This window comes from Pseudoalteromonas sp. CH_XMU1449-3 (assembly GCF_037027245.1).
Lineage (GTDB): Bacteria > Pseudomonadota > Gammaproteobacteria > Enterobacterales > Alteromonadaceae > Pseudoalteromonas > Pseudoalteromonas shioyasakiensis.
In genome coordinates, this window is record NZ_JAYMDY010000007.1 from 186,928 (window position 1) to 209,217 (window position 22,290).

The window sequence follows — 22,290 nt, forward strand, 5'->3', positions numbered from 1 at the left end:
CCATAGTTTAATTATATGGTTAAAAGGTGAACAAAATTATGTGGAATTCGGTGAATGAACAGATTAGCCAAGCGATGCACTTTGATTTTAAGCATACCTTTAAGCGCCAATTACAATCACCCAATAACGACAAATACTTCCAAATTGGTGATGATCTACACCACTTCTTTGTGAAAGTTGCTCACTTGAGTGATCTGGAGCGCCTAGAGTGCGAAGCCTTTAATCTTGAGCTATTAACCCAAGAAAGCTTATTTATGATCCCAGATTGCATCACCACAGGTTGCAATATTGAGTTTTCATTTATCGTGCTTGAATGGTTAGAGCTTGATAAACAGCCCCATACCAATTGGCATGAAATGGGAGAGCACCTTGCCCATTTACACCAAAAGCATACCCAAGCTATGTTCGGCTTAGATAACGACAACTTCCTTGGCCCTACTCTACAACCAAATCGTTGGCACAAAAAATGGGATGTATTTTTTGCTGAAGAGCGCATTGGTTGGCAATTACAGTTATTACAAGAAAAAGGTATTGAGCTTGTCAACCAAGACTCCTTCATCACTTTTGTTAAAGACGCACTGCATAGCCATGTTGTAGAGCCTTCGTTATTGCACGGTGATTTTTGGCGTCGAAATATGGGCTTTTATAATAATGTACCCAGTGTATTTGACCCTGCTTGTTATTATGGTGATCGGGAATGCGATATAGCAATGAGTGAGCTATATGCGCCACTGCCTGATAGCTTTTATGATGCCTATAACGAAATCTATCCTCTGCAGGTAGGTTACGAGCAACGTAGAGCCATCTATCAACTATACCCTATGCTCAATAATGCCAATATATTTGCTGGGCACTATCTTACTGAAGCAAAACAACAAATTGATCAGCTACTGAAATAAGCGAGAATTCACTGTAAAAGGAATGTCACAAACCGCTAAACACAGCTATATTTAGCTTATAAAGCGTATTAATAAAGATGCTAACCGAATTGGTAGCACTACGCTTACATCTATTCGGTTAGTGAGTTATATCAATCTAATTAAATCTAGATTCATTTTTGATGAGTTAGGGTTTAACGAAGATTGCAATTTAACGAACTCAGGCATGCCTGATTAAGGTAAAAGCTGATGAAAGACCAATACACACAACGGATTTCATGCCCTCACTGTGGTCACCACATTCATGTTGCACTTGATGCAAGTGACGGTGATCAAGATTACTATGAAGATTGCGCAGCATGTTGCAATCCCATTCATTTAAATATGCATATAGATTACGCACATAACAAACTCGAATTACATGTCGATAGTGACGACGAGCAAATTTTTTAATTTGCTCGTTTGATGTATTTATTTTGCTTGTTGCGAAAGATAATTTTCGACCGTGTTGATAATGGTATAAGTTTGCTGATCAACTTCGATATTTAACTTATCACCTTCGCGGTAGTTATCGAGATTGGTAATAGAGAGTGTTTCTGGGATCAGGTGTAGCCAAAGGCCCTGCTCATCAACTTCACCTACAGTGAGGCTTGCCCCGTTAACGCTCACAAATCCCTTATACAAAACGTATTTTTGCCACTCTTTTGCTAATGCTAATTGCATCTTACAGTTATCTTGAAAATGGTTAATTGAAAGTATCTCGGCCATACAATGAATGTGACCCGACACGATATGCCCACCTAGTTCAGTCCCAAAAGTCACTGAACGTTCAAAATTTACCGTATCATTGACAGCCAGCATACCTAGGTTGGTTAACTTCAATGTTTCATCAATCACATCAAAATTTATAACACAGCACCCTTGAGTGTCTGATGCAAACTTCACCACGGTTAAACAACAACCATTAATGGCTATGCTTGCGCCGATATTCAGGTTTTCAGCATATTGCTGCTCTACTTTTAAAGCTAGCCTTAGTACACCGCCTTGGTTAGTAGCATCAACCACAACGGCTTGCGTTTGCACAATTCCAGTGAACATCGCTTTCTCTTTTTTCATTAAATGGATAACTGCGATTTTTATTGATCTATGAATAGATTACAATGGCTGTCTGTTTATTTAGTCGTGTAATTTATGTCTTTTTGTAGTTGGGAAGCCAAAAGGTTAATTTCGTTAGCCATTCCTGTTTTTTTGGCACAGGTAACCCTTATTTTAATGACGGTTGTAGATACCGTGATGGCAGGCCAAGTAAGTGCAACAGACTTGGCAGCACTTTCTATTGCAACGGGTATTTGGAATCCGTTGATGCTTGCACTGCAAGGCATATTATTGGCGTTAACCGGGATCATAGCGCAGTTTGCTGGTTCAAACGATAAACAAGGTATTAGTCATTATTTTCAACAGGGCCTGTATCTGGCGTTAGTACTTGCCATAATCGGTTTAGGGCTGGCAAGCCTTGCTGATACTGTGCTTAGTCAATTAGACACCTCACAGTCTATTACAGAATTAGCCGAGCAATATATTCATTTTGTTAAATGGGGTATTTTTGGCTTTTTACTTTTCAGTGTGTACCGAAATATCACTGAAGGTATGGGAATGACCAAACCTGCTTTTTACATTAGTTTAATTGGCCTAGCAGTTAATATTCCGGCCAACTACGTATTTATACACGGTAAATTAGGTTTTCAAGCGTACGGTGGCGCGGGCTGTGGTATTGCCACGGCGCTGGTATTTACAGCAATGGCATTAACTCAGGTTATTTATTGTCACTTTAACAAAAAGATTGATGCCAAAGCATTGCTAGCCAATTTCGAAGCGCCAAAGCCCGCTACTTTGTGGACTATCACCAAAGTAGGTATTCCAATTTCATTAGCTACTTTTTTTGAAGTTACACTATTTGCTTGTATTCCTTTGTTTATAGCGCACTTAGGTGCGGTTGCTGTTGCCGGTCACCAAATTGCGGCTAGTGTAACGACATTATTGTTTATGATGCCGTTAAGCCTCTCAATTGCCATTAGCATTCGAATAGGCAATTTGTTTGGCCAACAACATTATCAGCAGTTAAAAAATGCCGTTAAAACGAGTTATATTCTCGCGGCAATTATTGCTTTTTTACTGGCAAGTGTGACCTTTTTTGCCCGTGATATTATAAGCCAATTGTATTCTGACAACCCTGAAGTATTGGCCCTTGCCTCTTCAATCATGGTACTTGCTTGTATCTACCAGTTACCAGATGCCCTGCAAGTTTCTGCCAATGGTATTTTACGTGGATTGAAATACACGGCACCAATTGGTTATATCACCTTTGTATCCTATTGGTTGATCGGCTTTGCGCTTGGCTTCGTACTTGCTCGTACAGATTTAATTGTTCCAGCACTGGGCCCTCATGGCTTTTGGATAGGCATTATTGTGGGGTTAAGTGCCGCAGCAATTATGTTGATGTTCACTGTTCATAGGCGATTTAAACATGCACCTTTTTTGCAAAACCAATAGCCTTTTAAACTCTATCATCGCAACAGCGTGTGTGGCACTTATTGCCTGCACGCCCTCCTCCGGTGATGTAAATCACACCTATGCGCAAAGATTAGAAAACGTACTTAAAACTGAAAGTTTTAAACTCTCTAAACCAAGTACACTCACTGTTAACCACTTTTCTGAAAATACTGAAGATAAAGCAACCATTGGCATGCTTGAACTTGCCCAATTACGCCAATGTAAACTTGCAAACCTTATTGCTGAGCACAATAACCAGCTTGGCAAAACAGCAACGCCTGCTAATGTTCTTAGTTATCAAATTAAGTTTATTCAAAGCGCAAATGAATGCTTAGAAAGCTTTGATGAGCAAGGTGAGCTAGTTGAAAAAATAAAACTCACCGCAGTACAAAAGCAAGCAAACCTATCAAATTACTTTAAAGCTATGCTGCTCAACGAAAGCGAGTTTAAGCAAAGCTGGCAGCTAAGTTCGACACACATTGATGAAAACACCGCAGGTTTTAGTGAAACCGTGAGCGCGATGGAGCAAATTGCTAAATTAAACAAGCATATTAATAACGGCAAAATAAACGCTGTAGACCCTGAGCAAATCATCAACCAACTCGAAGTATTAAATCGCTTTAAATACAACAAGCTTCTTATTTCGGCAGCAAGGGTGCAAACACATTACAATCAACAATTAACAGCGCTGCTCATGAAGTATTCAAAAGATGATCTCTGCCCTGCCAACAAGAATAAACAAAAAGCGCAAACGCTTAGTAATGTGTTTAAAAAGTTTTATTTAGAGCAATTACAGCCTTATCAATCATTCTTAGTGGGTCGATTAGAAACCCTACAACCTCTTTACCAGCAAATATGGCATGACACCGAAATGGCCCAGTTTGTAGATAGCGGCAGTAATGCCGCAATTTTACAAAGTCTTAAGCGCTCTGCGAAAAGCCATGTTACTTGGTGGCAAGGTTTTTACAGAACGTGCGAAATTAGTCCGTTATGAATAAAAAACCAGCACTTAGCACAAAAATAGCTAAAGCTGCTTGATTCACACAACTAGTCGCTATATATTAGCCTCCGTTGTTTAGCCACGCTAACAACAGTTTTAAATCAAAATACAACCGTAGCTCAGTTGGTTAGAGCACTACCTTGACATGGTAGGGGTCGGTGGTTCGAATCCACTCGGTTGTACCACGATTTAGGTATAACCAAAGGAAAGAGCACTACCACTCTTAATGGCCCGGTCCAAAGGTCGGTGGTTCGAATCCACTCGGTTGTACCATGATTTAGGTATAACCAAAGGAAAGAGCACTACCACTCTTAATGGCCCGGTCCAAAGGTCGGTGGTTCGAATCCACTCGGTTGTACCAATCTTGATTTTAACATCCCAGTACGACCGTAGCTCAGTTGGTTAGAGCGCTACCTTGACATGGTAGAGGTCGGTGGTTCGAATCCACTCGGTCGTACCAATTATATCTTTATTGCTTCTTTGTAATTCCACAACTTCTATTAATAAGTACATTAACCTAAAAAGATTTACTCAGTTGGTTAGAGCACTACCGCTCTCAATGACCCACGCCAAAATCAGTGGTTCGAATCCACTCGGTCGTACCAATTATATCTTTATTGCTTCTTTTTAATTCCACAACTTCTATTAATAAGTACATTAACCTAAAAAGATTTACTCAGTTGGTTAGAGCACTACCGCTCTCTATGACCCACGCCGAAATCGGTGGTTAGAATCCACTCGGTCTACCCTAGCTCCTAACACCTAGCTCCTAACACCTAGCACCTAGCGCCTAGCGCCTAGCGCCTAGTACCTAACACCTAGTACCTAGCTCCTAGCCCCTAGAAACTAGCCCCTCGAAACTTATATTCGGAAACTAACCCACCTGCTCTTCTAGAGAAAATATCCTCTCGACTAACTGCCACTTTCCTTGTTGATTATTGCTATCTACATTCTGAAACTGCTCCATTAGGCTTTCCCATGCTTGCACCTTTGGGTTCATTGCATCTTGTTTTTCTTTTTCTGTAAAGCTAAATGAATCATCGGTTTGCAGTATCATGATAAGGGTTGTGCCAACACGATGAATAGCCATGTCGGTAATTCCTGAATCGCGAATAGCACTTATGACTTCAGGCCAAACTTGTTTAGGGCTATGGTATTGCTCGTAGGTAGCTATAAGCTCTGGGTCGTTTTTTAGCTCTAATGTAAGGCAGTACTGCATCTTACTCTCCTTTTATTGTTTATGAATAAATACAACGCGATAAGCAAAAATTGTAATTGCAACAAAACACAACATGGGCATTAAAAATGACGCTTGTTCAGCACTTAAAAAGGCAATGGGGTTCGCATCAATAATCATCCCCTGTAATGGGGGCATTAATGCCCCGCCAACGATTGCCATTACCAGCCCCGCAGAGGCAATACTTGCATCCGCTTTTAAGCCATTCAGAGCAATGCCATAAATAGTTGGAAACATTAAAGACATACAGGCAGAGGTGGCGACCAAAGAGTAGAGCCCTACTTCACCGCCGATAAAAACCACCAAACACATCAAGCTCGCAGCGGCTATTGCAAACCACATTAATAACAGCCCCGCTTTAAACCAATTAAGTAGGTAGGTGCATAAAAATCGGCTCGCAAGAAAAAAGCACATAGCAATAATATTAAAATGCTGCGCCTCTGCTGCACTTAGCCCTACTTCAGCCATGCCGTAGTGAATAATAAAGGTCCAACACATAATTTGAGCACCTACATAAAACACCTGTACTACTACCCCTTCACGATAGGGTTTGTTGTTTATAAGCCTTATAAATAAAGGCTTTAATGCTTGATTGCGTTTATCTGATGCCATGAGCTGTGTATTCGGCAACCGATAAAACAAATATACAAACAGTAAACAGATCACAACCAATGCAATTGCCACATACGGAGTGCGAATAGTCGCTAAATCAGCGCTTTGCATGAGTTGGTGTTGTACAGGGTTGGTTACTGCAAACTGCTGTAGTGCATCGGTTAATTTACCATCGACAACCGAAGGTAGCATTTGCGCATACTCGGGATGTGCTGCTTTTTCTGCTGCTCGAAACTTTGCAATATAAAGATTATTTAAAATCAGGTTTGAGGCCACAAACATGCCAAATAAAGAGCCAACTGGGTTAAATGCTTGTGCTAAATTAAGCCGTTTGGTGGCAGTTTGTGGGCTGCCCATTGATAAAATATACGGGTTTGCCGTTGTCTCTAACAGCGCTAAACCGCAGGTCAAGATACATAATGCCGCAAGAAAATAGTTAAACTCGCCATATATACTTGCTGGAATAAACAATAAAGCCCCAACGGCATAAAGACCAAGCCCTAAAACAATGCCGTATTTATAACTAAAGCGTCGAATAAACAACGCGGCAGGAATTGCCATTACGCCATAGCCTAAATAAAACGCAAATTGCACCAAGCTACTTTGCGTGTTTGAGATCAAGAAAATATCTTTAAATGCTTTAACTAAAGGGTTGGTTATATCGTTTGCAAAACCCCAAAGCGGAAATAGTGCCGCAACCAAAATAAAAGGGATCAGCATGTCATTTGATACGACGCGGTCCTTGTTACGTTTTGTGTGTGTTCTTTTATGTGTGTTCATAATCAAGCCTGTTTTTTTAATACAAGGCTCACTGATTACTCGCTATGCCATGTAAAATCGATTAAAACAATGTCAAACCAGTTTATAGAGTCGCACATATTTCATGTAGAAAATCACCATCAGCCAGAGTGATTTTTGTACAAATGATTAAACATAAAACATCGCCACAGCCAAAATTTCATATACAAAAACCTGTTTAAAATACGTGCTAAACGCGTTGACTCACTTCAAGCCCAAACATATTTTACAAAGAAATTCATTTTTCAAATCGTTGCAGATTAACAACGTGAGATGGCTATGGCTGAGAATAAATTTGTACAGTTACACCCACACGATAATGTCATTGTTTGCTGCCAATCGGCGCAAAAAGGCGAACAAATTAACATTGCAAATCAGGTAATACCACTCGATTCAAGTGTCACTATCGGACACAAAATTGCCTGCCAAGATATTGCCGCTGGTGAGCAGGTTTTAAAGTATGGCGCTTCAATTGGTTCTTCGACTGAAGCTATAAAAACAGGCCAACATGTTCATCTTCACAATATGAAAAGTGACTACATTGCCAGTCACACTCGCCATTCAGTAACGGGAGAATAATATGCGCGGCTACTTAAGAAACGATGGTTCAAAAGGCATTCGAAATACCCTAGTCGTGGTTTATTTGGTGGAATGTGCGCATCATGTGGCACGCTCTATCGTCAATAAGATGGATCATCCTGATGTGCAACTAATCGGTTTTCCGGGCTGCTACCCAAATAACTATGCGCTGGCAATGATGAAAAGCATTTGTACTCACCCTAATGTGGGCGGTGTTTTATTAGTGTCACTAGGCTGTGAAGGTTTTAACCGTGAATATTTAAGCGATGCGATTGCTGAGTCTGGTCGCCCAGTCAATACCCTAGTGATCCAACAAAATGGTGGCACAAAAAACACTATTGCCAAAGGCATTATGCAAAGCCAAATCATGCTTGAGCAGCTTGCTCAATGCCCAATTGAGTACATGCATATCGATGAACTTGTCATTGGCACTATTTGTGGTGGCTCTGATGGCACCAGTGGCATAAGCGCAAATCCGGCAGTTGGAAAATGTTTTGACCGATTAATTAGCGCGGATGCTACCTGCATTTTTGAAGAAACCGGTGAACTTGTCGGTTGTGAGCAAATCATGGCTCATCGAGCCGAAAGCCCAGAACTCGCCAAGCAACTTATTAATTGTGTTGTAAAAGCAGAAAATTACTACACCAAAATGGGCTATGGCAGTTTTGCCCCAGGCAATGCTGAAGGCGGTTTAACAACCCAAGAAGAAAAATCAATGGGCGCCTATGCCAAGTCTGGCGCATCGCAAATAAACGGCATTATCAAACCAGGAGAAAAGCCAAATAAAAAAGGCTTGTTCTTAATGGATGTGGTGCCCGATGGCGAACCTATGTTTGGTTTTCCAAATATTTCAGACAACCAAGAAATTGTCGAAATGATAGCCTCAGGAGCTCATATCACCTTATTTACCACAGGCCGCGGCTCTGTTGTTGGTTCTGCTATTTCACCGGTTATTAAAATCTGCGCTAACCCAGAAACCTATGCAAATCTCAGTGATGATATGGATATAAATGCCGGCGCTGTTATTGAAGGCAGTAAAACCGTTAAGCAAGTGGGTGATGAGATTTTTGAGTTGATTGTTCGAGTTGGCAATGGTGAACAAACCAAATCTGAGCAAATGGGACATCAAGAGTTTTTATTAACCTATAAAACCTTCGATAGCATTGGGCCTGCGTGTTTGAAATAAAGCTGAGGAATTCATCATGAGCAATTACTTTAACCACCTTTACCCAGACGTTGCCGACCTTAAGAAAAAAGCCAAGAAACGTATTCCTCGCTTTGCCTTCGATTACCTTGAAGGCGGTTGTATGCAAGAGCATGGTGTAAAGCGAAATAGAGATGACATCAATAGTGTGCAATTACGCAGTGAACTATTAAAGCCATTTGCAGGTAGCAGTCAAACTGTCGAATTATTTGGCCATACTTACGCTGCCCCATTTGGTATTGCGCCTGTTGGTTTACAAGGGTTAATGTGGCCAAAAGCCCCTGAGATTCTTGCTAAAGCCGCCGCTGAAAAAAACATTCCTTATGTACTAAGCACGGTTTCATCATCTAGCCTAGAACGAATCGCAGAAGTATCAGAAGGCCATGCGTGGTTTCAGCTTTATAACCCGACCGATAAAAAGATTAGGCTCGATTTACTCAATCGCATCAAAGCAGCTCATTACCCTGTGCTAGTTGTCACCGTTGATGTGCCTACCTTTGGCTACAGGCCACGTGATATTCGAAATGGCCTAGCCATGCCACCGAAGATGACACTGTCTAATATTTTGCAGATGCTAGCAAGACCCCGTTGGCTTTATGAAACAGCGCTTGCTGGTAAACCAGAAATGGAAACGCTCAAGCCTTATATGCCAAAAAATATGCCTACCGATGAACTCGCAGCCTTTATGAATAAAACCGTCATGGGCCGCGTTGATCTGGAAGGTTTAAAACCGATTCGCGATTTATGGCAAGGGCCTTTGATCATTAAAGGATTGATTAATGAGTCTGATGTACAAGCGGCCATTGCGCTCGGCGCAGATGGGGTTGTTATGTCAAATCATGGCGCGCGTCAGCTAGATGCCGGTGAATCTCCCGTCAAACCACTGCAAACAGTCGCTGCCAAGTATTCAAACGACATCAAAATTTTTATGGATAGTGGGCTTCGTAGCGGAACAAATATTGTGAGTGCACTTGCAAGCGGCGCTGACTTTACATTTCTAGGCAGGCCCTTTGTGTATGGCGTGGGTGCCCTTGGCGATAAAGGCGGCATTCACACCATCAATGCCTTGATGATGCAAATTACTCAGATCATGAATCAGCTATGCTGTGCCACTGTATCTGAACTGCCTGATTTTTTGGTGAAGTAACACAAACTGCTTAAGAGGTAGGTTATGAAAAACACATTTAAAACGCGTCCGCTTGGAAAAACCGGCATTGAGGTTTCAACCCTCGGTTTTGGCGCGGCCTCTATGGGTAACCTATATCAAGCAGTGAGCGATGAAGAAGCTAAAAACACCTTAACTGCAGCAATTGATGTGGGCATTTCATTATTCGATACCGCCCCTCGCTATGGCGCTGGCTTAAGTGAACGTCGTGTTGGTGATGCCCTGCGCGGTCTTGGTAAAAAAGAGTATATTCTATCAACCAAGGTTGGCAGATTGATCAAACCTGATCCCCATGCTGATGTAACGCAGCTGCGTCATGGCTTTGCCACGCCAATGCCTTTTGATGCTCAATATGACTATAGCTACGATGGCATTATGCGCTCTTTTGAAGATAGCCAGCAACGCTTAGGCTTAGCTGAAATTGATATTTTACTCGTCCATGACTTAGGGGTTGATACACATGGCGAGCGAGATGCCTTTTATTTTATGCAATTTGAGCAAGGCGGCTACCGCGCGTTAGAAGAGCTCAAAGCAAGTGGGCAAATTAAAGCTATCGGTTTAGGGGTTAACGAAGTTGAAATATGCCAACGTGCAATGGCAATTGGTCTGTTCGATTGCTTTTTATTAGCCGGTCGTTACTCACTATTAGAGCAGCAACCTCTCGATGATTTTTTACCTGCATGTATAGAGCATGGTGCGTCTATTATCTTAGGTGGGCCCTATAACTCGGGAATATTAGCAACGGGCGTTCGTCATTTTCAAAACCCATACTACAACTATCAAACAGCGCCACAAGAAATCATCGACAAAGTCGCCAAAATTGAAGCTGTTTGTGTTGATCATAATGTCACATTAGCAGCTGCAGCTTTACAGTTTCCACTGGCGCATCCCGCCGTTGCCTCGGTTATACCTGGGCTTGGTAACGAAAAACGGGTGCACAAAACCGTCGAATTATTTAATCAGGTGATCCCGAACCAGTTTTGGCAAGATTTAAAAACAGCGGGTCTCATTGCACAGCATGCACCGACTCCAGAAAGCGGAGACGCATCATGAACACAATCAGCACACTCAACCCGATTAAGAAAATAGATAGCCATCAACATTTTTGGCAATTGAGCCGTGGCGACTATCGCTGGTTAAGTGAAGATTTAACAGTGCTTTATCAAGATTATTTACCAGAAAGGCTCACTACGACCCTTGCTATTAATGACATTGCTAACACTATTGTGGTGCAAGCGGCCGACTCACATGATGAAACGCGTTTTTTACTGAAACTTGCTAGGTCCCATAGTTTTATTGCTGGTGTTGTTGGTTGGGTCGACTTTACCGATACAAACGCTATAAGACAGTTAAACTTATTTGCTTCAGATCCTTACTTCAAAGGTGTACGGCCGATGCTGCAAGACATTGAGCAAATTGATTGGATCTTAAACCCTAAATTTACACCAATTTTCCAATTTTTAGCGGCGCATAAGCTCTGTTTTGATGCCCTAGTGCATGAGTGTCACTTACCGCACGTACTCACTATTGCTAAGCAGCATCCTCATCTAAACATCGTTATTAATCATCTGGCTAAACCAGATTTAACAAAGCCAAAATCTGAACATTGGGAAGACATGCTCTATCAACTTGCATGCTTAAAAAATGTTGCAATTAAGTTTTCTGGGCTTATGTCACAAGCTAAAGCAGGTTGTGTCGATATCGATACATATCGCCCCTACTTCGAACTCATTTATCAGTTATTTGGAGCCAACCGAATTTTATGGGGCAGCGACTGGCCAGTGGTTAACATGAATGGCTGTTATACCGACTGGCATTACATCAGCGATGTGCTGATAAGTGTTCTACCAGTCTCTGAGCAGCGAAAGATTTGGTCCGATAATGCCAAGAGACTTTACCAATTATTTTAATTTCCCCAGTTAAGGACTTTTTATGAGCCAGCAAAACACAAAAAAAATAGCCCTAGTAACCGGTGGTGGAAGTGGCATAGGGCGCAGCATCTGCTTGCGTTTGGCAAAACGAGACATTCATATCATGGTGGTTGATTTAAACCTTGACGCTGCAAACTTAGTGAAAGATGAAATTCTTCGCGACAGTGGCAGTGCCGATGCGTACGCCGTCGATGTTGCAAACCATCAACAAGTTCACGAGTTATTAAATACGATTACCAAGCACTACCCCATTGATATTTTGGTTAACAACGCCGGTATTGCCCATATCGGCAATATCGAAAACACCACAGAAGCTGATTTAGACAGACTCTATAACATTAATGTTAAGGGCGTTTATAACTGTATTCATGCAGCTATCGAGAGCATGAAATCTCGAAAAAGCGGCGTCATTATTAACCTTGCTTCGGTTGCATCTTCGGTTGGTATTGCTCAGAGGTTTGCTTACTCAATGACGAAAGGCGCGGTATTAACCATGACCTATTCCGTTGCAAAAGACTATATAAATGATGGCATCCGCTGTAATTGCATTGCGCCTGGTCGAGTGCACACCCCATTTGTTGATAATTTTTTAGCCCAAAGTTACCCAGATAATCAAGCTGAAATGTTTGAAAAGCTCTCCAAAAGTCAACCTATAGGTCGTATGGGCAAACCAGAAGAAATTGCCGGACTGGTCGATTACCTCTGCTCGGATGATGCAGCCTTTATTACCGGCAGTAATTTTCCCATTGATGGCGGTTTCGTCACCTTGAATAACTAATAGAAGTAAAGAGAATCATCATGAAACTACTAAGATACGGCCCTTTTGGCCAAGAGAAACCCGGCATCATTGATAGCGATGGTAAGCTACGTTGTTTAAGTAACGTGCTCAAAGACATCAATGGCCAAGCTTTATCACCAGTAACACTCAATTTTATTAGTCAAATCGACTTAAACACCTTGCCGCTTATTGAAGAGCCGGTGCGTATCGGTTCATGTATTGCTGATGTAGGTAAGTTTATTTGCATTGGCTTAAACTATGCTGATCACGCTGCAGAATCTGGCATGGCCATTCCCAATGAGCCTGAAGTATTTAGCAAGGCCACCAGCGCTATTAGCGGCCCTAACGACAATATAATCAAGCCCAAAAATAGCGAAAAGCTAGACTGGGAAGTTGAACTTGCCATTGTCATTGGTAAACACGCCTCGTATGTCGATGTTGAAAACGCTTATGATTACATTGCCGGTTATTGTGTATGTAACGATGTGTCTGAACGAAATTTTCAATTAGAACGCGGTTCACAATGGGATAAAGGCAAAGGCTGTGACACATTTGGACCACTTGGCCCATGGTTAGTCACCAAAGATGAAATTCCTGATCCACTTAATTTAGATATGTGGTTAAAGGTGAACGATACCCAGTATCAAAACGGCAACACAAAAACCATGGTGTTTGATCCAGCGTTTATAGTTAGTTATCTCAGCCAATTTATGAGTTTACAACCGGGTGATGTTATCTCTACCGGCACGCCACCAGGTGTGGGTTTAGGGCAAACTCCACCGGTTTACTTAAAAGACGGCGACACAGTTACACTTGGCATTGAAGGCCTTGGCGTACAACAGCAACTAGTCGTTGATTATAAAAAATTACACTAATTAATAAATCCCAAATTGCATTTGATCTAGACCCAAAATCCGATAGAGCAACAGCCTATCGGATTTTTATTCAAACACTAATTGGCAAGTTTCAAACCAATAATGCCAAGGGCAATCAGCAGTAAGCTGGCAATTTTTAATAGACTTACGCCTTCAGATAATAACGTCATGCCAATAATTGCAGAGCCAATTACGCCGATACCTACCCAAACTGCATAAGCCAAACTGAGTGGTAATGATTTAAGCGCCACGCTTAAGCAATAGAAGCTCGCAGCCATGGTTAAGATGGTAAAGAATGAAATGAGTGGTTTAGTAAAACCGTTTGATTGTTTTAGGCCATAAGCCCAAGCGACTTCAAGTAAGCCAGCAGTAATAAGTAGGATCCAATTCATGGTCGACCTCTTTATGGGGTCGTCCCCGAATTTAAATTACAACTTTAAGGTCGTCCTTAAAGCGGTGTAGTACATCACCACACCTAACGAAATCTAGCACGCCCAAATTAGTAAGGCAACTATAGTCAAAAAAAAGCGAGCAACCTGCTCGCTTTTCTCTACTTGGTTTTGTTTATCGCCTATTAACTCACAGTTAGCGACCAACAATCAGTGCGCCACCTTGAGCTAATAAGTTTAAGGTTAACTTGCCACTGTTACTTACTGTGACTTGCTTAGTACCAGCACTGCCATCTTTTTTGTCAAACAACAGGGTGACTTTTTTGCCCGCTAACATAGGTAAATCGATATCGAATGTTTTGGCTTTATTTTCACCATTCACGGCTGCTACCCACCATGTTTGCTGATGACGCCTTGCGATCGTTACATCTTGACCCGGCTGACCTGCAATATAGCGTGTTTCATCCCATACCGTTGGCATCATCTTTAAAGTATCAATAACAAATTGAGGCTGTTCTTCAAGGTTATTTGGCGTCAGGCCAAAATGCTGTACTGGAGATTGATAAAGCACACCTGTTGCCAGTTCAAATGTATCTGTGGTTTTGCGAATAGTGCCGACGGTTTGGTCTTGAGATAAGCGTTTGTTTAAAAACACTGGGGCAAAATCCATAGCGCCAATAGCATTACGAGTGAACGGTAAAATAGTCGCGTTATAGGCATGTAAATCTAACGAATTTTGATGAAAAACAAGGTTTTCCGATGCTAGAACCGCTTCAGATGTGACGAAGTTAGGATACATTCTTTCCCAGCCACGCGGGATAGTGCTGCCATGAAAGGTGATCACTAAACCATACTGATTTGCATCAGTGAGAATATCTTCGTAGAGTTTAATGGTCTCTTGTTTGTCACCACCAAAAAAATCTACTTTAAGCCCTTTAACACCAATGCTTTGCAACCATGCCATTTCATTTCGACGTGCAGGTGCACTGTTCATTCTATTTTGTGGGGTCTGTGGTGCATCATTCCACCAGCCATTTGAGTTGTACCACAAAATAACATCAACGCCCTTACCATTAGCGTACTTAACCAATTCAGCCATTCTCTCGCGGCCAATGTTTTTATCCCACCAATTGTCGATTAATACATATTCAAAGTTTAATGACGCAGCTAAATCGATAAATTTGATTTGATCATCGTAGTTGATACTTGGGTCTTGCCAAACAATCCAGCTCCATGTTGAACGACCCATTTTATAATCTTGGCTTGCTTGATAAAGTGGTTTAACCAAATCAAACGCCACGGTTGATTCAACAATTGGCTTTAAACTTGCTGCTAACGTGATGGTGCGCCAAGGTGTGGTTGCAGGCATTGCCATAGCGGCATAAGTCGCACCAATGCCATTGTTTTCTCCAGCCTGAGGAAATGAAATACGATAAACACCGTCTTTTGTGCCTTCGCTTATTTTAGAGCCAACATAATGACTATCAACACCGGTTTCAGAAATTAATAACCAGCCTTTATCGCTATTTTTAAATAATGCAGGAAAGGTATAGCCCACGCCGTTCGCTGACGGTGTTCCAAGGGCTTCGTTAAAGGTGTAAGGCTCTTCGTAACTTGGTTTTGTTTGCATCCAGCCCGTTTCAGGTAAGGCTTGTGGGCTTATAAATGTAGTTGCATTATCTGGTAGGTTAAAAGCACTGTATTCAGCTAACACCTTAATACGGGTATCTGTTTCAGCACCCGATATCTGATAACGAAATGCAACATCACTATCAGACACGTTAAATTCGACGCCAAGCATTCTGCCCTCTTGGTTTTCAAATTGCGCTTTGAGTGAATTTGCCGTGTAGTTTACTTCACTCACCTTCGCATTATGCAGCTTATAGCTTTCATTGACTGAAGCTGTTGTATGGCTTTTATATTTTAGGCTTTGTGAAAAATCACCCAGGTTGGTATTTAAACCAAGCTGTGATTGCTGCAAAAACTCTTGGTTGCCATAATTTACGCTATAAACAAGCTGATTTTGTTGTTTTTCGAGTTTTACAGTTATTTGTCCATCTGGGCTTGTAACGCTAAGCGGTAATTGTGCGTGAGCAAGCATAGAGCTTGTTAGAAGTGATATATAGATACTTGGTTTTATCATTGTTGTTATCCTTAAGCTGCAAAAGCATTAAGTGATATCATAATATAAATGTAAACTTTTTGTCACTCAAGCCTATTAAAATAAGCTGTGATCGAAAAATGTACTCCATCCGTTAGATATTGTTACAGTTACTAGGTTGTATATTTACGGCAAAAGGCTAAGCTTTATATAAATAACAAAAACTTAAACAATTTATGAAACTACTAACCGTATTTTTTTTATTCGCCTCATATCAAGCTCTTGCGGGCCTTACGCCTGTTAGCTTTGAAAAAAATGGCGAAATCATCACTGAAGAAGCGGTGCGTTTCAACGGCGGATATGGTTATAACTTAGATGCCAAACATGTTTTAAAGCTCGTTACTTTAGATTGGCCTCCTTATATAGACGAAAACTTATGCAACAAAGGCTGGCTTTACCAATTTGCTGTAAGCTCCTTACTTGAAAAAGGCTATGGCGTGCACATTAGCTTTTATCCTTGGGCACGCGCCGTAAGAGAAGCTGAATTAGGTCGCGCTGATATTCTCTTTCCTGAATATTTCATTGAAGATGATGTTATTTCAGATAATTTCCTCGATAAAACCCGCAACGATTTACTCGCCTTGAGTCATGCTATTCCAGGTGGGGATTTATCATTCGTGGCATTAAAAGGAACTCAAACTCCATTTAATGGGGATTTAAACTCTGTAAAAGACTTGCCTATTGGTGTAGTTCGCTCATATAAAAACACCAAAGAACTCGATGCCATGATTGATAATAAAGAAATCGACACAATCGTCGCTAATAATGAGTACCAACTAATTCACCTGTTACTTAGCAACCGCGTAAGCCTAATTGTGGCAGATCTTGAAGTGTTAAAAGCAAGCGTTTACAAGTCTGAATTATCAATTAGCGGCAAACGACAAATACTAGAATCACTGGTCGCATTAGAGCCCAAGCTTGAATACAAACCGCTATATTTTTCTGTCAGCAAATCAACGCCGCACTGGCAAAAAGTTTTAGAAGACTTAAATGATGAAATAGAACTCACGCAACAGAGCGGCAAGTTTGACGAGTTTATTGAAGGTATGAAGCAACAGTGCTACGGATTAGACAAAGCGGCGTAACCGCCGCTTTATTTAAATTATATCTGTGCACAGCTGTGTACTATTGAGGAACTCGAACCCAGCCTTCCATTAATACACGTGCACTTCGGCTCATACTTGCTTTTGTGACTTGCCAATTGCCATCAACAAGTGTTGCAGCAGCGCCGACTTTTAAAGTGCCAGAAGGATGACCAAAGTTTACTTCCTGACGCTCACCACCACCTGCAGCAAGGTTTACCAAGGTACCAGGAATAGCAGCTGCAGTACCTATTGCAACCGCAGCCGTGCCCATCATGGCATGGTGCAATTTCCCCATCGACATAGCACGTACTACTAAATCAATATCGGCTTCGTTTACAACTTTACCGCTTGATGCATGATAAGTTTTAGCTGGTGCAACCCAAGCTACTTTTGGCGTATGTTGACGTGCTTTTGCTTCATCAATATGAGAAATTAGCCCCATTTTCAACGCCCCATAGGCGCGAATCGTTTCTAACTTTTCAAGTGCCGATGCATCACCGTTAATGGCTTCTTGTAGCTCTGTGCCATCGTAGCCAACTTCACTGGCGTTAATGAAAACTGTAGGAATACCCGCATTGATCATCGTTGCAGACAACATACCAATACCCGGCACCTCTAATTCATCGACTAAGTTACCTGTTGGAAATAAGGCCCCTTCGCCATCTGCAGGGTCCATAAATTCAAGTTTCACTTCAGCGGCTGGAAAGGTCACGCCATCAAGCTCAAAATCACCAGTTTCTTGCACTTCACCGTTAGTAATTGGCACGTGCACTATGATGGTTTTACTAATATTGACTTGCCATAATTTAACTTCAACAACGCCGTTCTCTGGAATTTTGCTGGCATCAACAAGACCGTTTGACACAGCAAAGGCCCCGACTGCTGAAGTTAAATTACCGCAGTTACCACTCCAATCAACAAACGCCTTATCGATAGCAACTTGACCAAACAGATAATCAACATCGTGATCAGCTTTAGTACTTTTCGATAAAATCACCGTTTTACTAGTGCTTGAGGTTGCACCGCCCATACCATCAGTTTGTTTTTGGTAAGGATCGGGGCTGCCAATCACACGTAATAACAGATTGTCGCGCGCCTCACCTGCCACTTGGGCAGGCTCAGGTAAGTCAGTTAAGTTAAAGAACACCCCTTTACTGGTGCCGCCACGCATATAGGTCGCTGGCACCTTAATTTGTGGTTTAAACGCCATCGCTTAGTGCTCCTCAGATTCTAAAAAATCTTGCGCGAAACGTTGCAGTACACCACCCGCTGAATAAATTGACACTTCTTCAGCGGTATCTAAACGGCACGTCATTGGCACTTCAACGATTTCACCATTGGCACGGGTAATCACTAGTGTCAATGTTGCGCCTGGTGTTGGCTCACCTTTGACACTAAAACTCTCACTACCATCAATACCTAGCGTAGTTCGCGTCGTGCCTGCTTTAAACTCAAGCGGTAATACGCCCATACCAATTAAGTTAGTGCGGTGAATACGCTCAAAGCCCTCGGCTGCAATCACTTGAACACCAGCTAAGCGAACACCTTTTGCAGCCCAGTCACGTGATGAACCTTGACCATAATCGGCACCAGCCACAATGATAAGCGGTTGTTTGCGCTGCATGTAGGTTTCGATAGCTTCCCACATACGCGTCACTTTGCCTTCTGGTTCAATGCGAGCATATGAACCTTGCTTCACTTCACCATTTTCTTTAACCATTTCATTCAATAACTTAGGGTTAGCGAATGTAGCACGCTGTGCTGTTAAATGGTCACCTCGGTGAGTAGCATACGAGTTAAAATCTTCTTCTGGGAGACCCATTTTAGCCAGGTATTCACCAGCAGCACTTGACGCTAAAATCGCATTCGAAGGTGATAAGTGGTCAGTAGTGATGTTGTCGCCCAACACAGCTAACGCACGCATATCACTCAAAGAGCGCTCACCCGCTAATGCGCCTTCCCAATAAGGAGGACGGCGAATATAAGTACTTTGTGGACGCCATTGGTAAAGCGGGTCGTTGTCTTCACCGTAATCTACACTTAAATCAAACATTGGATCGTAAACCTTTTTAAACTGCTCAGGTTTAACACTTTGTTTGATCACCGCATCAATTTCTTCATCTGATGGCCATAAATCCATAAGGCGAATTTCGTTGCCTTGTTGATCATACCCTAATACATCTTTTTCGATATCAAAACGAATAGTACCGGCAATAGCATAAGCAACAACCAGTGGCGGTGAAGCTAAGAATGCTTGTTTAGCATAAGGATGAATACGACCATCGAAGTTACGGTTACCCGACAGTACAGCCGTTGCGTATAGGTCACGGTCAATCACTTCTTGCTGAATCTTTGGGTCAAGCGCACCACTCATGCCGTTACAGGTCGTGCACGCAAAGGCAACAATACCAAAGCCTAGTTGTTCAAGCTCAGGTAATAAATTTGCTTCTTCTAAGTAAGACTTAACCGCTTTAGAACCCGGTGCCAGTGATGTTTTAACCCATGGCTTACGAGTTAAACCTTTAGCGTTGGCATTACGCGCAAGTAAACCTGCAGCAATAACGTTGCGTGGGTTACTGGTATTAGTACAACTTGTGATTGCTGCAATGATACAGGCGCCATCTGGCATTAAGCCTTCTTCATTCTCAACAACGCCAGTGATACCCGCTTTATCAAGATCGCTAGTTGCAACACGGCGATGTGGATTCGAAGGGCCCGCAATATTGCGACCAACTGATGATAGATCAAAGGTTAACACACGCTCATATTCAGCCGTTTTAAGGCTATCACTCCAAAGGCCAGTCTCTTTTGCGTATGTTTCAACTAGTTTAACTTGCTCTTCTTCACGGCCAGTTAAACGTAGATAATCAAGTGTGTTGTCATCGATGTAGAACATCGCTGCTGTTGCGCCAAACTCTGGCGTCATATTAGAAATTGTTGCCCTATCGCCTAAGGTTAGTGCATCAGCACCTTCGCCATAAAACTCAAGGTAGGTCGACACAACTCTTTCATTACGTAAAAATTCGGTGATCGCTAATACAATGTCGGTTGCAGTAATACCCGGTTGTGGCTTGCCTTTTAGTTCAACACCCACAATGTCAGGTAAACGCATGTAAGATGCACGGCCAAGCATCACGCTTTCAGCTTCAAGACCACCAACACCGACAGCAATAACACCTAACGCATCAACCATAGGTGTGTGGCTATCTGTACCAACTAATGTATCCGGGAATGCAACGCCATCACGTTTTTGGATCACCGGTGACATTTTCTCTAAATTAATCTGATGCATAATGCCGTTACCCGGCGGGATCACATCAATATTTTTAAATGCTGTTTTTGTCCAATTGATAAAGTGGAAACGGTCATCGTTACGACGGTCTTCAATAGCACGGTTTTTTTCAAATGCGTCAGGTTCAAAACCTGCGTGTTCAACCGCTAATGAGTGGTCAACAATTAACTGTGTAGGTACCACTGGGTTCACTTTTGCAGGATCGCCGCCTTTTGCAGCAATAGCATCACGCAGACCTGCTAAATCAACTAACGCTGTTTGACCTAAGATATCGTGACACACAACGCGCGCAGGAAACCATGGAAAATCTAAATCACGCTTGCGGTCAATTAACTGCGACAGTGCATCATTTAGCATTTCAGGATCACAGCGACGAACTAAGTTTTCGGCAAGTACTCGCGATGTGTAAGGAAGTGTGGCATAGCTGCCTGGTTTAATTGCATCAACAGCAGCGCGAGTATCAAAGTAATCGACTCCGGTGCCTGCTAATGGTTTTCTAAAATTTGTATTCATGATGATTCTACTTGTACTTGGTGACGGTGAACAAAGATGGGCTGATTGTTTTTGTATTTATTTCGCCCCTTCATAAAGGGGCAGCTAAGCTACCCCTATCACTGATTTAATTAAGATTAACGCTCAGAAATTGGCGTATAGCTACGCGCTTCTGGGCCCGTATAATCTGCACTTGGGCGAATAATACGGTTATTAGCACGTTGCTCTTTCACGTGTGCTGTCCAACCTGTTACACGGCTCATCACGAAAATTGGCGTGAATAACTTAGTTGGGATACCCATGAAGTGATACGCAGATGCATGGAAGAAATCAGCATTACAGAATAATTTCTTTTCACGCCACATAACTTCTTCACAGCGAACAGACACAGGATAAAGCACATCATCACCCACTTCTGCTGCCAGTTTTTCTGACCACTTTTTGATGATCACGTTACGTGGATCTGATTCACGGTAAATGGCGTGACCAAAGCCCATGATCTTGTCTTTACGCTCAAGCATACCCATTAATGCATCTTCAGCTTGATCTGGGCTTGTGAAGCCTTCAATCATATCCATAGCGGCTTCGTTCGCACCACCGTGTAATGGGCCACGTAAGCTACCAATCGCACCCGTTACACAAGAGTGAATATCCGACAATGTAGATGCACACACGCGCGCAGTGAATGTTGATGCATTAAACTCATGCTCTGCATAAAGAATTAAAGACACATTCATTACTTGCTCAAACAGTGCTGATGGTGCTTCGTCATGTAATAAACGTAAGAAGTGTGCACCTACCGAATCATCATCTGTTTCAGTTTCAATACGAACGCCGTCATGGCTAAAACGATACCAGTAACAAATAATGCTTGGGAATACGGCAACTAGGCGATCAATCGCATCATTCGCTTCTGAGAAATCTTGCTCCATTTCTAGGTTACCTAGCATAGAACAACCCGTACGCATTACATCCATTGGGTGCGCGTCTTTAGGAATGTTCTCAAGCACTGTTTTTAGTGCATCTGGTAAACCACGTAGTGATTTTAACTTTGCTTTATATTCAGTAAGCTCAGACTCTGTTGGTAATTCACCACGCGACAGTAAAAAAGACACTTCTTCAAACTGCGCTTTATCTGCTAATTCACTAATATCATAACCACAATAAGTTAAACCTGAACCTGACTTACCTACTGTACACAGTGCTGTTTCACCTGCTACTTGACCACGTAAACCTGCGCCGCCTAATGCTTTATCTACCATGA

General features: G+C 42.1%; 20 protein-coding genes and 2 tRNA genes. 14 read left to right on the forward strand and 8 right to left on the reverse strand.

Features of this window, described 5'->3' with window-relative positions:
• Window positions 1-38 precede the first annotated feature (38 nt).
• A complete protein-coding gene (locus WA256_RS11030) occupies window positions 39-899 on the forward strand; it encodes a fructosamine kinase family protein (RefSeq protein WP_335991316.1) in 861 nt (286 codons plus the stop codon).
• Between the two features lie 228 nt (window positions 900-1,127).
• Complete coding sequence (locus tag WA256_RS11035; RefSeq protein ID WP_054561385.1) at window positions 1,128-1,331, forward strand: CPXCG motif-containing cysteine-rich protein; 204 nt, start codon at window positions 1,128-1,130, stop codon at window positions 1,329-1,331.
• Between the two features lie 18 nt (window positions 1,332-1,349).
• On the opposite strand, the gene WA256_RS11040 is transcribed toward WA256_RS11035, so the two are convergent.
• A complete protein-coding gene (locus WA256_RS11040; protein ID WP_335991319.1) occupies window positions 1,350-1,976 on the reverse strand; it encodes a riboflavin synthase subunit alpha in 627 nt (208 codons plus the stop codon).
• A gap of 93 nt (window positions 1,977-2,069) precedes the next feature.
• Here WA256_RS11040 and WA256_RS11045 point away from each other — a divergent pair, with 93 nt between their 5' ends.
• The 4 genes from WA256_RS11045 to WA256_RS11060 all read left to right on the forward strand — a co-directional run bounded on the left by WA256_RS11045 (window position 2,070) and on the right by WA256_RS11060 (window position 4,888).
• Window positions 2,070-3,428: an MATE family efflux transporter gene (locus WA256_RS11045; RefSeq protein ID WP_062565280.1), complete on the forward strand. Its 1,359-nt coding sequence runs from the start codon at window positions 2,070-2,072 to the stop codon at window positions 3,426-3,428.
• Window positions 3,403-4,422, forward strand: a complete 1,020-nt coding sequence (locus WA256_RS11050; RefSeq protein ID WP_335991323.1) for a DUF3080 family protein — start codon at window positions 3,403-3,405, stop codon at window positions 4,420-4,422. Before WA256_RS11045 ends, WA256_RS11050 begins: the two co-directional genes overlap by 26 nt.
• Window positions 4,423-4,536: 114 nt before the next feature.
• Window positions 4,537-4,613 (forward strand) — tRNA-Val (locus WA256_RS11055).
• A 198-nt stretch (window positions 4,614-4,811) separates the two neighbouring features.
• Window positions 4,812-4,888: transfer RNA gene (locus WA256_RS11060), tRNA-Val, on the forward strand.
• A 414-nt stretch (window positions 4,889-5,302) separates the two neighbouring features.
• Here WA256_RS11060 and WA256_RS11065 read toward each other — a convergent pair.
• On the reverse strand, window positions 5,303-5,647 hold the full coding sequence (locus WA256_RS11065; RefSeq protein WP_335991326.1) for an L-rhamnose mutarotase: 345 nt from the start codon (window positions 5,645-5,647) through the stop codon (window positions 5,303-5,305).
• Between the two features lie 12 nt (window positions 5,648-5,659).
• A complete protein-coding gene (gene fucP / locus WA256_RS11070) occupies window positions 5,660-7,057 on the reverse strand; it encodes an L-fucose:H+ symporter permease (protein ID WP_442961428.1) in 1,398 nt (465 codons plus the stop codon).
• 297 nt (window positions 7,058-7,354) lie between these two features.
• Between fucP and WA256_RS11075 the strand changes: the two genes are divergently transcribed.
• The 7 genes from WA256_RS11075 to WA256_RS11105 are packed head-to-tail and all read left to right on the forward strand — an operon-like array spanning window position 7,355 to window position 13,607.
• Window positions 7,355-7,654, forward strand: coding sequence for a UxaA family hydrolase (locus WA256_RS11075; protein ID WP_335991328.1), 300 nt, complete (start codon window positions 7,355-7,357; stop codon window positions 7,652-7,654).
• 1 nt (window position 7,655) lies between these two features.
• Window positions 7,656-8,840, forward strand: a complete 1,185-nt coding sequence (locus tag WA256_RS11080) for a UxaA family hydrolase (protein WP_335991331.1) — start codon at window positions 7,656-7,658, stop codon at window positions 8,838-8,840.
• A gap of 16 nt (window positions 8,841-8,856) precedes the next feature.
• Window positions 8,857-10,005, forward strand: a complete 1,149-nt coding sequence (locus tag WA256_RS11085) for an alpha-hydroxy acid oxidase (protein ID WP_335991333.1) — start codon at window positions 8,857-8,859, stop codon at window positions 10,003-10,005.
• A 24-nt stretch (window positions 10,006-10,029) separates the two neighbouring features.
• Entirely contained in the window at window positions 10,030-11,076 is a 1,047-nt protein-coding gene (locus WA256_RS11090; RefSeq protein ID WP_335991336.1) for an aldo/keto reductase, read from the forward strand.
• Window positions 11,073-11,933: an amidohydrolase family protein gene (locus tag WA256_RS11095; protein ID WP_335991339.1), complete on the forward strand. Its 861-nt coding sequence runs from the start codon at window positions 11,073-11,075 to the stop codon at window positions 11,931-11,933. Before WA256_RS11090 ends, WA256_RS11095 begins: the two co-directional genes overlap by 4 nt.
• Before the next feature lie 22 nt (window positions 11,934-11,955).
• The gene (locus tag WA256_RS11100) at window positions 11,956-12,732 is read left to right on the forward strand and encodes an SDR family NAD(P)-dependent oxidoreductase (protein WP_335991343.1); all 777 of its coding nucleotides are present in this window, start codon (window positions 11,956-11,958) and stop codon (window positions 12,730-12,732) included.
• A gap of 20 nt (window positions 12,733-12,752) precedes the next feature.
• The gene (locus WA256_RS11105; RefSeq protein ID WP_130166411.1) at window positions 12,753-13,607 is read left to right on the forward strand and encodes a fumarylacetoacetate hydrolase family protein; all 855 of its coding nucleotides are present in this window, start codon (window positions 12,753-12,755) and stop codon (window positions 13,605-13,607) included.
• Between the two features lie 77 nt (window positions 13,608-13,684).
• On the opposite strand, the gene WA256_RS11110 is transcribed toward WA256_RS11105, so the two are convergent.
• Together WA256_RS11110 and WA256_RS11115 are read right to left on the reverse strand one after the other, a co-directional pair.
• On the reverse strand, window positions 13,685-13,999 hold the full coding sequence (locus tag WA256_RS11110; protein WP_304637236.1) for a DMT family transporter: 315 nt from the start codon (window positions 13,997-13,999) through the stop codon (window positions 13,685-13,687).
• A 193-nt stretch (window positions 14,000-14,192) separates the two neighbouring features.
• Window positions 14,193-16,139, reverse strand: a complete 1,947-nt coding sequence (locus WA256_RS11115) for a glycoside hydrolase family 97 protein (protein WP_335991350.1) — start codon at window positions 16,137-16,139, stop codon at window positions 14,193-14,195.
• A 194-nt stretch (window positions 16,140-16,333) separates the two neighbouring features.
• On the opposite strand from WA256_RS11115, the gene WA256_RS11120 reads away from it, so the two are divergent.
• A complete protein-coding gene (locus WA256_RS11120; RefSeq protein ID WP_335991355.1) occupies window positions 16,334-17,242 on the forward strand; it encodes a substrate-binding periplasmic protein in 909 nt (302 codons plus the stop codon).
• A 40-nt stretch (window positions 17,243-17,282) separates the two neighbouring features.
• On the opposite strand, the gene prpF is transcribed toward WA256_RS11120, so the two are convergent.
• The 3 genes from prpF to prpC form a co-directional block, all read right to left on the reverse strand.
• A complete protein-coding gene (gene prpF, locus WA256_RS11125; RefSeq protein WP_335991358.1) occupies window positions 17,283-18,452 on the reverse strand; it encodes a 2-methylaconitate cis-trans isomerase PrpF in 1,170 nt (389 codons plus the stop codon).
• 3 nt (window positions 18,453-18,455) lie between these two features.
• Window positions 18,456-21,047, reverse strand: a complete 2,592-nt coding sequence (gene acnD / locus WA256_RS11130; RefSeq protein WP_335991361.1) for a Fe/S-dependent 2-methylisocitrate dehydratase AcnD — start codon at window positions 21,045-21,047, stop codon at window positions 18,456-18,458.
• 116 nt (window positions 21,048-21,163) lie between these two features.
• Window positions 21,164-22,288 carry a bifunctional 2-methylcitrate synthase/citrate synthase gene (prpC, locus tag WA256_RS11135; RefSeq protein ID WP_130166420.1) on the reverse strand — a complete coding sequence of 375 codons (1,125 nt, stop codon included), beginning with the start codon at window positions 22,286-22,288 and terminating at the stop codon, window positions 21,164-21,166.
• Between the last annotated feature and the right edge of the window lie 2 nt (window positions 22,289-22,290).